Origin of the sequence: Psychrobacillus sp. INOP01, from assembly GCF_018140925.1 — a bacterium.
Classification (GTDB): domain Bacteria; phylum Bacillota; class Bacilli; order Bacillales_A; family Planococcaceae; genus Psychrobacillus.
On sequence record NZ_CP073315.1, the window covers coordinates 2,826,058 to 2,839,699 of the forward strand.

20 protein-coding genes are annotated in these 13,642 nt (G+C 38.5%); 11 read left to right on the forward strand and 9 right to left on the reverse strand.

Annotated features, from left to right (window positions below):
• Positions 1–103: 103 nt before the first annotated feature.
• The 4 genes from bshB2 to KD050_RS14170 form a co-directional block, all read right to left on the reverse strand.
• Positions 104–790 (reverse strand): bacillithiol biosynthesis deacetylase BshB2, encoded by a 687-nt coding sequence (gene bshB2 / locus KD050_RS14155; protein ID WP_211892982.1) that lies wholly within the window; start codon positions 788–790, stop codon positions 104–106.
• 13 nt (positions 791–803) lie between these two features.
• A complete protein-coding gene (locus tag KD050_RS14160) occupies positions 804–1,154 on the reverse strand; it encodes a YojF family protein (RefSeq protein ID WP_211892983.1) in 351 nt (116 codons plus the stop codon).
• A gap of 330 nt (positions 1,155–1,484) precedes the next feature.
• Entirely contained in the window at positions 1,485–2,318 is an 834-nt protein-coding gene (thiD, locus tag KD050_RS14165) for a bifunctional hydroxymethylpyrimidine kinase/phosphomethylpyrimidine kinase (RefSeq protein ID WP_211892984.1), read from the reverse strand.
• 69 nt (positions 2,319–2,387) lie between these two features.
• Complete coding sequence (locus tag KD050_RS14170) at positions 2,388–2,645, reverse strand: hypothetical protein (RefSeq protein WP_211892985.1); 258 nt, start codon at positions 2,643–2,645, stop codon at positions 2,388–2,390.
• Between the two features lie 104 nt (positions 2,646–2,749).
• On the opposite strand from KD050_RS14170, the gene KD050_RS14175 reads away from it, so the two are divergent.
• The 5 genes from KD050_RS14175 to KD050_RS14190 are packed head-to-tail and all read left to right on the forward strand — an operon-like array spanning position 2,750 to position 5,025.
• The gene (locus tag KD050_RS14175; protein ID WP_211892986.1) at positions 2,750–3,499 is read left to right on the forward strand and encodes a DUF4230 domain-containing protein; all 750 of its coding nucleotides are present in this window, start codon (positions 2,750–2,752) and stop codon (positions 3,497–3,499) included.
• A gap of 7 nt (positions 3,500–3,506) precedes the next feature.
• Positions 3,507–4,160 carry a uracil-DNA glycosylase gene (locus KD050_RS14180; protein WP_235753819.1) on the forward strand — a complete coding sequence of 218 codons (654 nt, stop codon included), beginning with the start codon at positions 3,507–3,509 and terminating at the stop codon, positions 4,158–4,160.
• Positions 4,161–4,197: 37 nt separating this feature from the next.
• The gene (locus KD050_RS21295; RefSeq protein WP_235753820.1) at positions 4,198–4,377 is read left to right on the forward strand and encodes a uracil-DNA glycosylase; all 180 of its coding nucleotides are present in this window, start codon (positions 4,198–4,200) and stop codon (positions 4,375–4,377) included.
• Complete coding sequence (locus KD050_RS14185) at positions 4,374–4,625, forward strand: YwdI family protein (protein ID WP_211892988.1); 252 nt, start codon at positions 4,374–4,376, stop codon at positions 4,623–4,625. The genes KD050_RS21295 and KD050_RS14185 overlap by 4 nt, the downstream gene beginning before the upstream one ends.
• A gap of 19 nt (positions 4,626–4,644) precedes the next feature.
• Positions 4,645–5,025 carry a DUF423 domain-containing protein gene (locus KD050_RS14190; protein ID WP_211892989.1) on the forward strand — a complete coding sequence of 127 codons (381 nt, stop codon included), beginning with the start codon at positions 4,645–4,647 and terminating at the stop codon, positions 5,023–5,025.
• Between the two features lie 464 nt (positions 5,026–5,489).
• On the opposite strand, the gene gerQ is transcribed toward KD050_RS14190, so the two are convergent.
• The 3 genes from gerQ to hemQ form a co-directional block, all read right to left on the reverse strand.
• On the reverse strand, positions 5,490–5,837 hold the full coding sequence (gene gerQ, locus KD050_RS14195) for a spore coat protein GerQ (RefSeq protein ID WP_211892990.1): 348 nt from the start codon (positions 5,835–5,837) through the stop codon (positions 5,490–5,492).
• 18 nt (positions 5,838–5,855) lie between these two features.
• A complete protein-coding gene (locus tag KD050_RS14200) occupies positions 5,856–6,275 on the reverse strand; it encodes a cell wall hydrolase (protein ID WP_093493752.1) in 420 nt (139 codons plus the stop codon).
• 234 nt (positions 6,276–6,509) lie between these two features.
• On the reverse strand, positions 6,510–7,259 hold the full coding sequence (gene hemQ, locus KD050_RS14205; RefSeq protein WP_093061368.1) for a hydrogen peroxide-dependent heme synthase: 750 nt from the start codon (positions 7,257–7,259) through the stop codon (positions 6,510–6,512).
• Between the two features lie 151 nt (positions 7,260–7,410).
• On the opposite strand from hemQ, the gene pta reads away from it, so the two are divergent.
• Positions 7,411–8,355, forward strand: coding sequence for a phosphate acetyltransferase (gene pta / locus KD050_RS14210; RefSeq protein ID WP_211892991.1), 945 nt, complete (start codon positions 7,411–7,413; stop codon positions 8,353–8,355).
• An 11-nt stretch (positions 8,356–8,366) separates the two neighbouring features.
• Positions 8,367–9,206 (forward strand): octanoyl-[GcvH]:protein N-octanoyltransferase, encoded by an 840-nt coding sequence (locus tag KD050_RS14215; protein ID WP_211892992.1) that lies wholly within the window; start codon positions 8,367–8,369, stop codon positions 9,204–9,206.
• A 235-nt stretch (positions 9,207–9,441) separates the two neighbouring features.
• Here KD050_RS14215 and KD050_RS14220 read toward each other — a convergent pair whose 3' ends face one another.
• A complete protein-coding gene (locus tag KD050_RS14220; RefSeq protein ID WP_211892993.1) occupies positions 9,442–10,065 on the reverse strand; it encodes an RsfA family transcriptional regulator in 624 nt (207 codons plus the stop codon).
• Positions 10,066–10,265: 200 nt separating this feature from the next.
• On the opposite strand from KD050_RS14220, the gene KD050_RS14225 reads away from it, so the two are divergent.
• From KD050_RS14225 to KD050_RS14235, 3 genes are all read left to right on the forward strand, one after another.
• The gene (locus KD050_RS14225; protein ID WP_211892994.1) at positions 10,266–10,493 is read left to right on the forward strand and encodes a YuzB family protein; all 228 of its coding nucleotides are present in this window, start codon (positions 10,266–10,268) and stop codon (positions 10,491–10,493) included.
• A gap of 106 nt (positions 10,494–10,599) precedes the next feature.
• Entirely contained in the window at positions 10,600–11,895 is a 1,296-nt protein-coding gene (locus KD050_RS14230) for an HD domain-containing protein (RefSeq protein WP_211892995.1), read from the forward strand.
• A 28-nt stretch (positions 11,896–11,923) separates the two neighbouring features.
• Positions 11,924–12,439 carry a YwgA family protein gene (locus KD050_RS14235; RefSeq protein ID WP_211892996.1) on the forward strand — a complete coding sequence of 172 codons (516 nt, stop codon included), beginning with the start codon at positions 11,924–11,926 and terminating at the stop codon, positions 12,437–12,439.
• A 274-nt stretch (positions 12,440–12,713) separates the two neighbouring features.
• On the opposite strand, the gene KD050_RS14240 is transcribed toward KD050_RS14235, so the two are convergent.
• Positions 12,714–12,899, reverse strand: a complete 186-nt coding sequence (locus tag KD050_RS14240; protein ID WP_211892997.1) for a 2-hydroxymuconate tautomerase — start codon at positions 12,897–12,899, stop codon at positions 12,714–12,716.
• A 66-nt stretch (positions 12,900–12,965) separates the two neighbouring features.
• Here KD050_RS14240 and KD050_RS14245 point away from each other — a divergent pair, with 66 nt between their 5' ends.
• Positions 12,966–13,481: a YwhD family protein gene (locus KD050_RS14245; protein WP_211892998.1), complete on the forward strand. Its 516-nt coding sequence runs from the start codon at positions 12,966–12,968 to the stop codon at positions 13,479–13,481.
• The last annotated feature ends 161 nt before the right edge of the window (positions 13,482–13,642 follow it).

Consider the following 13,642-nt stretch of genomic DNA (forward strand, 5'->3'; position numbering starts at 1 on the left):
AAGACCAACTTTCTACATATTTGAATATTTATACATCAAACGATGTTGTTTATACATATTAATTCAATTGCACAAAGAAGTCTATAGCTATCATAAAGTTCTTTTATTCGAAATCTTTGGAGAAATCATATGTGTAAAAACGTTCGAAGTTAAGCCAGTTTTCTGCTTCAGTTTCCCCATCTGCTAAACGTTTATCCATTTCCTCTAACATCCATGCAGTTTGCGAAATATGTGCGCGCATAGATCCCATTTTTTGTTCTGCTGCTTCTTTTATATTATGAACGATATCTGGTTCTCCTAGAGCTTCCTTGGAATCATTAGAGAATGCCAGTGCATAAATCGTCGGGCGTTGTTCTTTTGGCATACGTCGCACCGCACGGATCATTGCACGTCCTGTCGCATCATGATCAGGATGTACAGCATAATTCGGATAAAACGTAATTATAAGGGAAGGGTTCGTATCAGAGATTAGATTTTGCATCATCTCCACCATTTTTTCATCGTCTTCAAATTCTATTGTCTTATCACGTAATCCCATCATACGAAGATCTGATAATCCCATTGCTTTAGCGGATGCAAGTAATTCTTCCTTGCGAATTTGCGGCAATGTTTCGCGTGTGGCAAAAGGAGGGTTTCCTAAGTTTCTTCCCATTTCCCCTAACGTTAAGCAAGCATATGTAACCGGAATTCCTTGATTTATATAAGTAGCGATTGTACCTGATACTCCAAATGCTTCATCGTCAGGATGAGGGAATACTACTAGTACATGTCGTTCCATTGGTAATGTCATTTATGTGTCCTCCTTAATAAGTAAATGGTGTTTTACTGATTTGTAACGCAACGGCTAGCTTTCCACTTTGGTCATGACCTGCCATCAGTAATCGACCGTGTTCATCTAGCTCGAAATGAGTAATTCCTTGCGCATAAACCCAACCATGTGGAAGCTTCAATCCTATACGGTGTGGAGTTTCTCCGGCTATTTTCCCGAGTTCATAACGAATCATCACATTACGAATAAAAGCACCCGCATTAAAAACATTCTCGTTAAAATGGGCTGCATAAGCACCATTTGTCGTTTCTAAATGTATATATACATCTTCGTTTGCAAAATTATTTAAAAGCTCCTGCAAGCGTTCTACTTGAACAAGTTCCATTCATATTGCCTCCTAACATACTGTCTGCTATTAGTATAATGAAAAAAACTTCATGAAGCGAATGATTGAATTAGGGAAGGAACATGGAGATTACAAATGGAGTGATGTAGTTGAACGAGAGGGTTGGTGTTTACTTGCTTTAAGTTGTTAGATGGCTTGCTCAACTTGTCGACTTACTTGTGTTCAAGGGGGATTGTTCTTCATTTATTATTTACTTGCAGGCCACCAGCATTTGCTTGTTAAACAGAAATTTTATCCAAAAATAAGTAGGTTGGTGAGCACATAAAAACTCGCAAGTCATAGATGACTGTGCGAGTTTTTTAGAATGTATTAAACAGTTGTAGTAGTTACTTCTGGTGCACCAAATTTTCCTTTAGCGCCATGAAGAACTGGTCCAACGTATTGATTTAATTTCCAACCATGTGCGATGGCAGCTGAAACAAATTCTTTCGCTTCAAAAACTGAATCAGCAACAGCTAAGCCATTAGCTAAGTTGGCAGTTATTGCTGCAGCAAACGTACAGCCAGCACCGTGATTATAAGTAGTTTCTGTTTTTTCTGTTTCTAAAAGTGTATGTGTTTGACCATCGAAGAATAGATCGACAGCTTTTTCATGTTTTAACTGCTTTCCACCTTTGATGACTACATTTTTAGCACCAAGTGCATGAATTTTCTCGGCAGCTGCTTTCATATCCTCAATTGTTTTCAGTGCACCAAGTCCAGAAAGTTGGCCAGCTTCAAAAAGGTTAGGAGTTACTACTAATGCGCGTGGAAGTAAAAACTCAATCATTGCATCCACTGTCCCAGGATTTAGTACTTCATCCTCGCCTTTACATACCATAACAGGGTCAATAACTACACTCTGAATTCCTGCTTCTTCTATAATATTCCCAGCAGTTTCAATAATTTCTTCTGTACTTAACATACCAGTTTTAATCGCATCAACATTTGTAGATAATGCTGTTTTTGCTTGGCGTTTAATCTCATCGACTGGCAATGAAAATACACCGTGGCTCCAGCCGTTATCAGGATCCATAGTAGCAACAACTGTTAAAATATTCATGCCATATGTACCGTGTTCTTGGAAAGTTTTTAAATCTGCTTGAATTCCAGCTCCACCAGAAGTATCGGAACCAGCTATTGTAAGTGTTTTTTTGATAGACATTGGACTTATCCCCTTTTTCTATGGTGCATATAATTATTTTATTGTATCAGATTTTGTCGGATATTTACATTATGGAATCTTTGGAGCCGTCCAGATCTTATATAAAACAAAGAGACAAACAAAAACTAAAATACCCGTTAAAAGAGAACCAACAATAATTTCATTTATCCATAATGAAATAGATAAAAAAATGAGGAACGAGATAAGGAGGATGAATACAAAAACAAAACATCCCATTCCGACATTTTTTGCACCTTCTGGCACCAAATTTGTACTCGCTGCTTTTTCAATTTGTTTTAACTTTTCTCGATAGTGAAAATCTGCCATTTGAAATATCTCCTTTTTTTCATCGTACCATGGTAGATTAGTTGTTAATAGCGAAACTTTTCGCTAATGTAAACGTAATAGAATTAGAGGAAAAGAGGGATGATATGCGAAAAGAGGACAAGATTCGTGAAATGGAAAAGCTTCTGAAAGAGTTAAAAGCACAAGATGAGACGGCTGCTACGATTGCGGAAAGCCCTTCCCGTAAAGGATTTAACTTTTGGAAGATGCCCCGTGTTTTATACAAGTTTGGCTCAAAGTCCTTCCTACTTATTGGACTACTCATTCTCTTATTAATAGCCGCACTTCCATTCGCAGCCTTTTGGGCTATTAAAGGAAGTACATTCACTGAAAGTAAAGGATCATTCGTGGAACAAGTACAAGCCCTGAATGAGTTGTCTACTGCACAGGCATATACAAAAGTAATTATTGAAAGACAAGATAATGCGGTATTTGGAAAAGAAATTGGTATTGATTTACCTGGCACGAAAAGACAACTCCTTGTTGTTGTACCAGGCTCTGTCACAGCTGGTGTCGATTTTTCGCAGGTGACTGCATCAGATATAAAAGTAGATGATGAGAATAGGACAGCCAAGTTAACATTGCCAAAGCCAGAGTTTTTAGGAGGACCTGAGATTTTATTTGATCAGGTGGAAGTATTTTCATATGAAGGATTATTCCGTGAAAAAGCGGATATTGAGGAGGCATATGAACTTGCAGAGACCGCAAAAGAGATGATGATTGAAGAAACAACTGGACAGGGTATTTTAGTGTTAGCAGAAGAAAATGCCGCTAAATCGGTGAAAGAAATGTTCCAGTTAGTGGATTATGATGTAGAAGTGGAATTTAAGGAGTGACATGGACATGCCTAGTTGGAAAGATGTGTTAAGAGAGGAACTGGAGAAGCCTTATTTTAAAGAGCTACAATTATTTTTAGATAAGGAATATGCTACTCAAACAATTTTTCCTGCACGTAACGAAATTGGCAGTGCGTTTCAGATGACGGCTTACGATAATGTCAAAGTAGTGATTTTGGGTCAAGATCCGTATCATGGAGAAGGCCAAGCTCATGGAATGAGTTTTTCGGTGAAGCCTGGTGTTCGCATACCTCCGAGTTTAAGAAATATGCTGAAGGAACTGAAGGATGATTTAGGCTGTCCTTTACCAGCTAATGGATACTTAGAAAAATGGGCGAAGCAAGGTGTCTTGCTACTAAATACAGTGTTAACTGTTCAAGCTGGTTCAGCAAATTCTCATAAAGGAATGGGTTGGGAAACGTTTACGGATACTGTGATACAAAAGCTTTCCAATCGACAAAACCCAATTATTTTCGTTTTATGGGGTAAGCCAGCACAGTCCAAAATAAAACTAATCGATACTGAAAAACATATGATACTTCAAGCGCCACACCCAAGCCCGTTAAGTGCGCATCGAGGATTTTTTGGGAGTAAGCCCTATTCTAAGATCAATGCAGGGTTGGCGGCATGGGGTGAGCAACCAATCGATTTTTGCCTATAAATATGCTACGATAGTCAGTGGAAAGTGGGGGAGGACATTGGCTGTAAATTGTTTCAAATGTCGGCACTTTTTTACGACATGGGATGCACGGAATCCCCGTGGATGTAAGGCATATGGATTTAAAACTAAGGAACTTCCCTCCGTAGTAGTGCAGCGTTCCTCAGGGATGGAATGTTTGAAATTTGAACTAAAGCAAGTGGAGGGACAAAGACGATGATTTCTAATGAGCAATTATTAATGCAAATAGATAAACATCTAAAGCACGCAAGAAATAATGGAAACGAGCAGTCTGTCAGAGAATCATTAGTGGCAATCAAAGCATTATGTGATGTCGGTTTAGAAGTCCAAATTCCATCACAAGCTCCTATTGCTAGAAGTGGACAGACGACTTCAACAATTCTACCTACACAACCACTCGCTTTAAAAGAAGAAGATGCAAATGGAGAGTCATTATTCGATTTTTAAGAGAAAGAAGGAGAATTTTGTGAAGTTTTTTATTATAGCAGGTGCTATTAATGGGTTTTTATCTGTTGCACTTGGAGCCTTTGGAGCTCATCTATTAGAAGGCAAAGTCGCCGACAAATACTTGGCTACATGGGATACAGCGGTTCAGTACCAGATGTTCCATTCGATGGCTTTAATAGCTATAGGCATATTGATGAGCAGTAAGTTACTTGGCCCAGTTTCTACCTTGAATACTGCAGGGTATTTAATACTTGCGGGAATCGTTATTTTCTCTGGAAGCTTATATGTGTTGAGCTTGACGGGCATTAGTATTTTAGGTGCAGTAACACCAATCGGAGGAGTAGCATTTTTAGCAGGGTGGATTATGCTCATAATAGCAGCAGTCAAATACGCAAACTAACCGGAAAGTCGAATCCATCATGGGTTCGGCTTTTTTTAGTCTTAATGTTCCCTAAGAAAAGAGCAAGCATCATTTAACAAACTGGTATTATCACTATTAACTTGAACTAGTTCTATCTTCTTAGCGATAGGTTAAATCTACATATTGAGTACTACTCACATAATTGATTGTAGTGAAAGATGACAACTCCAGCAGGAAGAGTGAGTAAGATGAGCAAACAAATCGAAAGCAAAGTTTCGGTGATGGTTCATCGCTCCCCCGCGGAGGTCAACAGGAGGTTGGTCACGAAGGCGTTACCACAAGAGGTGGCGCTCTTAAGCATTCGTTCCTCTGTAAACGCCTGAAACGAAAATAAGCAGTATTATTAAACAGATTCTATTCTTCAAAATATCTACAATACTAGATGCGTGGGAACGACTAAGCACAAAAAAAGCTTATTCGTAAATACGAATAAGCTTAACTTATCATTTGTAATAATTAATTTCCTCATCAAATGTTACATAGTCTAAGTAAATCATAAGCATTAAGTATCGTTTACCATTTGGATCACTAATAATGACGTGATCTCGACCAGCTGCTTCCACATAGCCGGTAATTACTAAATTATTCCTTTCTCGGTTGTTCTCGAACGTAAAATAGAACGTGCCTAATTTACCTATGTTAGCTCGTAATATATTTTCAATATAAGATTCTTCCTGTTGTCTAGTAGCTGCCGGTAATTGTACGCTAGGTGGGGTCATGGGTTGTTGCATTTGCTGTTGTTGCATTTGTTGTTGGGGAAAACCTCCAGGGTGCCAATAATATTGAACCATTCATACATCCTTTCTGAATTAAATTTCAGGACAATCTGCAGTAGAAGGAGAGTAAAAGCAATGCGATTTGAAACGACCAGTATTCCATTGGTTATACCACTGTGCAGGGCATTCACCAGGTGGTTCAAAAAACCATAAAGAACGGGTTGCAGGATGAAAACGTTCACCATTAATAACTCTTTGGGCAAGCCTTTTATCTTGCTCACGTGCACGTTGATAGAAGTACGATTTCTGTGTTGCCTCAAATCCTCCGGGGCTTTGAAAAACCATTTCCTCCAGCGTACGTATATTTTTGAAATCTAGGCAGGCAGCACGAACTCTATTTACTCCTACGTTTCCAACCATAAGCATGCCTAGCTCGCCTTCACCTTCCGCCTCTGCTCGCATCAGCCGTGCAAGTAATTCCATTTGCTTCGTGTTGGATTTGACGACTGCCATTGCATCACCTCCTACCCATACACTATGCATCCAGCTAGAAAATGATGAACAAAGGTTGTCTAAAAATAGCGAACGATTTTTCGTTAATGGCTTAACAAGACAAATGGATGAGTATGCAAGACAAAAAGTGTTACTAACGAGACAGAGTTCCAATATTTGTTTACTTGCCTATCGGATAATATTGGGGAAACCTGATAAATAAAAAAGGACTGCATTAGCTGCAGCCTTTTCCTATTAAATATTAAAGAATGTAGAGCGCTTTTCGCCGGCAAGAATAGTACCTGTGAAGAATGAACCGAATTCTGCATAACGAGCACTTACTTCATCAAAACGCATTTCGTATATTAACTTTTTAAATTGAAGAACATCGTCTGAGAATAGTGTTACGCCCCATTCGAAATCGTCAAAGCCAACTGAACCAGAGATAATTTGTTTCACTTTCCCTGCGTAGCTGCGACCAATTAAACCGTGGCTGCGCATTAAATCTTTACGCTCTTGCATTGGAAGCATATACCAGTTGTCGTCACCATCACGACGCTTGTCCATTGGATAGAAGCAAATATATTGAGAACGTTGAAGCTCTGGGTATAAACGTGCGCGTACATGTGGATTTTGATATGGATCTTCGTTAGATTCACCAGCTAGGTAGTTAGACAATTCTACTACCGAAACGTATGAATAAGCAGGAATCGTGAAGTCCGCTATTGTTAATTTATTGAATCTTGCTTCCAATTCTTGAAGCTCATCCATTGTTGGACGTAATGTCATTAACATAAAATCTGCTTTTTGCCCAACGATTGTGTAAAAAGCATGTGCTCCCGTTTTTGCATCATCAGCAAGTTGCATTTCATCTAAAAATGCTACGAACTCATCTGTAGCTTGTTTGCGTAGTTCAGGATCTACTTGTTTCCAAGATGCCCAGTCCATTTGGCGAAAATCATGTAATACGTACCAGCCGTCTAATGTAATTGCTGCTTCATTCATTATTTATGACACTCCTTTAAATTAAAATATCTCCTAGTAAGTGTATCATATAGTACCGAACATTTCTTCTAATGACACGGCTTTCACATGACAATCTGTGACAAACTCGTGTATGCTTGAAGTAATATAAATAAGCGTAGGAGGAGACATAATGACGAATTTATTTCAAGAAATAAAAGAGAAATTAAGGGATGCCAAACTATCCATTATATTGCCTGAAGGAAATGATGAGCGAATTATTGAGGCGGCATTGAAACTGCAGGATGAAGGAGTCATTCGTCCTATCATTATTGGAAATAAAGAAGAAATTCCTTCTGCTCTAACCGTTATTAATCCCCAAACCTATGAAGAAATGGACAAGCTTGTCGCTGCTTTCGTAGAACGTCGTAAAGGCAAAGTGACAGAAGAACAAGCGCGCGAAATTTTACAAGACGTCAATTATTTTGGAACAATGCTAGTTTATATGGGGCAAGCAAATGGCTTGGTAAGTGGAGCAGCACATACTACTGCCGAAACAGTACGCCCTGCATTACAAATCATTAAAACGAAGCCAGGGATCTCGAAAACAAGTGGAGCGTTCATCATGGTGAAAGAGGATGTTCGATATGTATTCGCTGATTGTGCGATTACTATTGCACCAACTAGTGAGGATTTAGCAGAAATAGCGGTTGAAAGTGCAAAAACAGCTGCAGCCTTTGGTATAAAACCTAAAGTCGCGATGCTATCTTTTTCTACAAAAGGCTCTGCTCAGTCAGAGGAAACAGAAAAAGTAGTGAAAGCGACCGAATTAGCAAAACAGATAGATTCAAGTATCTTAATAGAAGGAGAGCTGCAATTCGATGCGAGCATAGTGCCAGCCATAGCGGCAAAAAAGGCTCCGGATGCAGTAGTTCAAGGGGATGCAACGGTATTTGTTTTTCCTTCATTAGAAGCAGGAAATATTGGTTATAAAATTGCGCAGCGTTTAGGTGGATTTGAAGCAATTGGTCCAATTTTACAAGGATTGAATGCACCAGTTAATGATTTATCACGAGGTTGTTCTGCAGATGATGTATATAAGTTAGCTTATATTACGGCTGCACAAGCACTTATTTGAGGAGTAGTCATATGTCAGAAATAGAAGATTTATTGCAACAAGAAAAGTGGCGGTTTTGGGATCAATCGCTTAGTGGTAAAAGTAGATCCGCACTAGAATCATTTGCATCGGATGATTTACTTTGTCATTTAGTGGGACAAGAGCAATCACCTGCAACTGTTCGTACATGGGTCCACTCTCAAACCGTTGTATTAGGTATACAAGATCACCGACTACCTTTTGTGGAGGATGCTCAGGATTTTCTTCGCACAAAGGGATATTCCCCGATCGTACGCAATTCAGGAGGACTAGCTGTCGTCTTAGATGAAGGTGTATTGAATGTGTCTATTATTTTGCCAGAAGCGAAGCAAGCAATAGATATACCCACTGGCTATGAAGTGATGCTTGCATTTGTAGAGCTTTTATTTCCAGAGGCAGGTGGAAAAATAGAAGCTTATGAAATTATTGGTTCGTATTGTCCAGGTTCATATGATTTAAGTATTGGCGGTAAAAAGTTTGCGGGTATTTCTCAGCGACGATTACGTCAGGGAATCGCAGTGCAAGTGTATTTATGTATTGAAGGAAGTGGAAGTGAACGAGCAGAGCTAATTCGTAGATTTTACGAAATCGGCAAACAGGGAGAAAGCACAAAGTTTGCATATCCCGATATAAAACCAGAAGTAATGGCATCAATGAATGAACTTCTTGGTACATCGTTCAGAGTAGAGGACATCGTCATTCGTATCCAACAGCTGCTCCAGCAATTATCAAACGCAGTTATCAATCAATCCGTCACACCGGATGAAATGGATTTGTATCTATTTTACATGCAACGAGTAGTAGATAGGAATAAGAAAATGCTAGAGAAGTAATATAGGAATGAGTAGTGCGGATAGTTTTCAACTTTATGAGAGTGAATCCGTGTTATGCGAGAGATTGGTTGCTGAACGAGAGAGTCCAGCAGTTATACGAGAGGGATTCCGTTCTATGCGAGAGATTGGTTGCTAAACGAGAGAGATTCCAATCTATACGAGATCGATGCCAACCTTAGGAGAGAAAAATCCGCCAGTACAAAGAAACCCCAATCCAAAAAAAACCACCAATCTTTTAAATGATTGGTGGTTCTTTAGATACTAGGTTACCATTCTTCTCCATTTGAAAAACGGGTACTGCTGGGATTTCCTCTTCGTTTAATGTTACGAGACGTCTTGCGCGGTTCATGATTTGTACAAATTGCTCGTAATCTTGTTTAATAGCTGCATTTTCTTTTTCCAATTTTGCAAGTTCACTTTCTAATTTACGAATCTTTTCATTTGATATAGTGGAGAGATGACGATATCTAGAAATATCTGAATCACTATGTTGCAAACGTACGAGATATGCAATGATAATATCAATAGATAATGCAGATACTGGGATAGATTGTGCACGATCATCATCATCTTGTGATTTAGCTAGATAAATTCCGTTTCCTCTTCGTCTATAATCTTTTCCTAATATACGAAGCTTTTCTTTTCTTTCTTTTTTAGCTTCCTTTAATTCATTTTCATATTGATGGCGAACGACTGCATTCCAGCGAAACCCGCAAGCGGCTGCAGTTCTATTTAATTCATCACCTGCTTCTTCAAATGCGTTTAGTTGAGTGCTGCCTTCCCTAACGTGACGTAATACCATCTCTGCTAGCATTTCATCATTTTCTGTCATCCATGCGTCTTGTCTAATTTTTACCATGTTCTTCCTCCTACCATGTTCATAGTTTCGTTGTTCTATTAACATAATGGTCAACTTATTGCTCTTTTATTCACGTAATATACACTTGATAGCAATATAAACTTTAAGATACAATGACCTGTAGACTATTACTATTTAACATATTTCAGTTGGTGCCAAAACAAGTTAATGCCTCCGGCGGATGAAAGGGGTTGTGGACTATGGCAAACCATTTTCGAGTTTGCGATGAGTGTCAGGCCGTCAATTTAAAAACATTAATTCCAAAATTAAAATCGATTGACCCTGAGGCAGAAATTGAAGTGAAGGAATGTCAATCATACTGCGGTCCTGGACGTAAAAAAACATTTGCATTTATCAATAATCGTCCCGTAGCAGCATTGACGGAAGACGAATTAATGGAAAAAGTACGCGACAAGATAGCAGATTAACAAGAACTTTTGCCGCCTTTCAATATGCGGCTTTTTTCTTTATAATGGATACTAAATTACATTTAACTATAATAGTTCCTGAGTTTTACATTACGGAGGTGGAAAAATGAGCTATGCGACACAAAAGCTAGCAGAAGAAAAAGTGTTTAAAGATCCAGTTCACCGCTATATCCATGTCCGCGATCAGGTTATCTGGGATGTTATCGGAGCAAAAGAATTTCAACGACTTCGCCGCATTAAACAGCTTGGAACTACGTATCTAGTTTTTCATGGTGCCGAACATAGCCGTTTCAATCACTCGTTAGGTGTGTATGAAATTGTACGAAGGATTGTAGATGATAGCTTTAGTGGACGTCCGGAATGGGACGACTCTGAAAGACTAGTAGTATTATGTGCCGCTCTTCTCCATGATTTAGGGCATGGTCCATTCTCCCATGCATTTGAGAATGTGTTTGGACTTGACCATGAATACTTCACGCAGCAAATAATACTTGGCGATACAGATGTCAATGAGATATTAAAAAGAGTTAGTGAAGATTTTCCACAACGAGTTGCAGATGTTATCGGTAAAACGTATCCAAATAAGCAGGTAGTTAGTTTAATATCCAGTCAAATTGATGCCGATCGAATGGATTATTTACAAAGAGATGCGTATTTTACTGGAGTTAGCTATGGACACTTCGATATGGAACGAATTTTGCGTGTGATGCGACCAAGAGAAGATCAAGTAGTCATTAAATCGAGCGGAATGCATGCAGTGGAAGACTATATAATGAGTAGATATCAAATGTACTGGCAAGTATATTTTCATCCAGTTTCCCGCAGTGCTGAAGTAATTTTGACGAAAATTTTGCATCGAGCAAAAGCATTAAGTGAAATGGGATATGATTTTGAACAGCAACCGACCCATTTTAAAGGCTTCTTTGATGGTACATACACTTTAAACGAATATCTTGCATTAGACGAAGGTGTTTTATTGACCTATTTTCAGCTATGGATGACGGAAAAAGATCCAATTCTGTCGGACTTGAGTAATCGTTTTGTGAACCGGAAATTATTTCAATATATTGAGTTTGATTTGGCAAAAGATTATATGAAGATGAAAGAACTGGAGTTGTTATTCAAAAAAGCGGGTATAGACCCAGAGTATTATTTAGTTTTCGATTCCTCTTCTGACTTACCGTATGATTTTTATCGTCCTGGAGAAGAAGGGGAGCGTATACCGATTCATTTGTTGAAGCCGAACGGAGAAATTCGCGAGCTATCACGCGAATCGGAAATAGTGGAGGCGATTTCTGGAAAAAGAAGAACGGATCACAAATTGTATTTTCCAGAAGATATTTTAACTAAAGATGGAAAGAAAAAAGCATTGAAAAAACAAATACTCGATTTATTAACTTAATGCATTTGAAAGTAAAGGAGGGGTCTAATTGATAGAAGAACATGCAAAAATTGTGCAATTTATTGGAGCAGCGAACGGAATTACAGGAAGAAAAAAACTGCAAAAAATGATCTACATCGCAAAAAAACTTCAATATCCATACAAGGAAAAATACGAATTCCATTTTTATGGCCCTTATTCAGAAGAGCTAACCTTACGAATTGAAGAATTATGTAATATGGGATTTTTGCAGGAAGAACGACAAGATAAAGGTTCATATGTTCAATATAAATACCAAATGACTGATGCAGGCGAACATTTCACTCAGATGGCACAAGTGCCTGAGGCAACTCGGGATTTAGTAGCATGCATTAACCAAATGAAAGATAAAAGTTCTCGTTTCCTAGAACTAGTATCGACATTATTGTATTTCGATTACCTACCAAAAGAGGAGCAAATCGAAAAACTTCATGTCGTAAAAGGGAAACTTAACTTCACAAAAGAAGAAATCGACGAGGCATTTACATTTGTCATGAATCTCATGAATGAACGAGCTATCCAGTAGGATGGCTTTTTTTATTATCATAGTTATGTTGAAATTTATTTGCGAATTCTTTATGACGTTCTAACAACGAGTCAACTTCATAGTGAAAGTAATAAGTAGTAAAAAGTGATTTCCGCTCCAGGCGGACGCTTTCAGTGGGCACGGCTTCAATCTCCTCGCCCGAGGAAAGCGTCCGACTGTAACGAAAATCAACAGTATTACTTACATAGCTTTTTCCAAATAAGCACCATAAAAAAACGAATCCCATCTAAAATAGGACTCGTTTCTTTTTAAATTATTTATCGCTGAACAACTTACCAGCAGTTCCATAATGATTCTTCGGCATTTCTTCTATAAAGACAACAACATTCTCAGCTGGTGCATTTACTGTTTCTACAACTGCTGCAGTTACCTTCTCTACAAGTGCTCTTTTTTGCTCGTCGTTACGTCCTTCAAGCATTTTTACTGTTACATATGGCATTTCATTTCCTCCTTTAGTGAAATTTTCTGTATACTAGTATCATAACAGAACGGAGGGAACTGTCGAATGACAAACGAAGAAAAACCAAAACAAAAAATTGGCTTCACGATTATAAAAAATGATCCGACCGATGGACACAAGGGATTCGGTATAGGTTCTCTTTCTTTAGAGAATGTATCTCCAGTCATAATTGATATAGAAGAAGACATTGCAAGAGTCGAAATTGGAGCGATGCATGCGAGAAGCGACACCGAGCGAGGCATTAAATTTACGACGAATCCAGAAGACTCAGCTGGAGGAAAACCGTATTGGCTTGTCTGGGTAACGATAGATTATAATCCAGAAGGACCTTATTTCGCTGGAGTTAGTGCCTGTGAAATGGTTATTAACCGTGAAAAACGTCGTGGCTTTAAAAATTTAGCTGATCATGTAAATCGTATGGACAAATCAATGAAACGTCAAATATTGGTCGATTTTATGGATGACCGTTCCAAAAATATTTTACGAGAATTTTTACAGTCCCATAACAAAGAAATGTGGGATAGAAGCGAAGAAAAGCTACATCAGGACTTGTCTGTCTAACTAACTATTCAAATAGTCTGTTTAGGTGGTTGAATTAAAAGCAAAAAGACAGTACAATTTAGTTAAAGCTTACTTCCATGTAATGCTAGGACACTTAGTGGACTCAAGTAAGTAAATTGTTTGTGCGAATGGACAACCCAATCCAATCAACTCATTCTTTT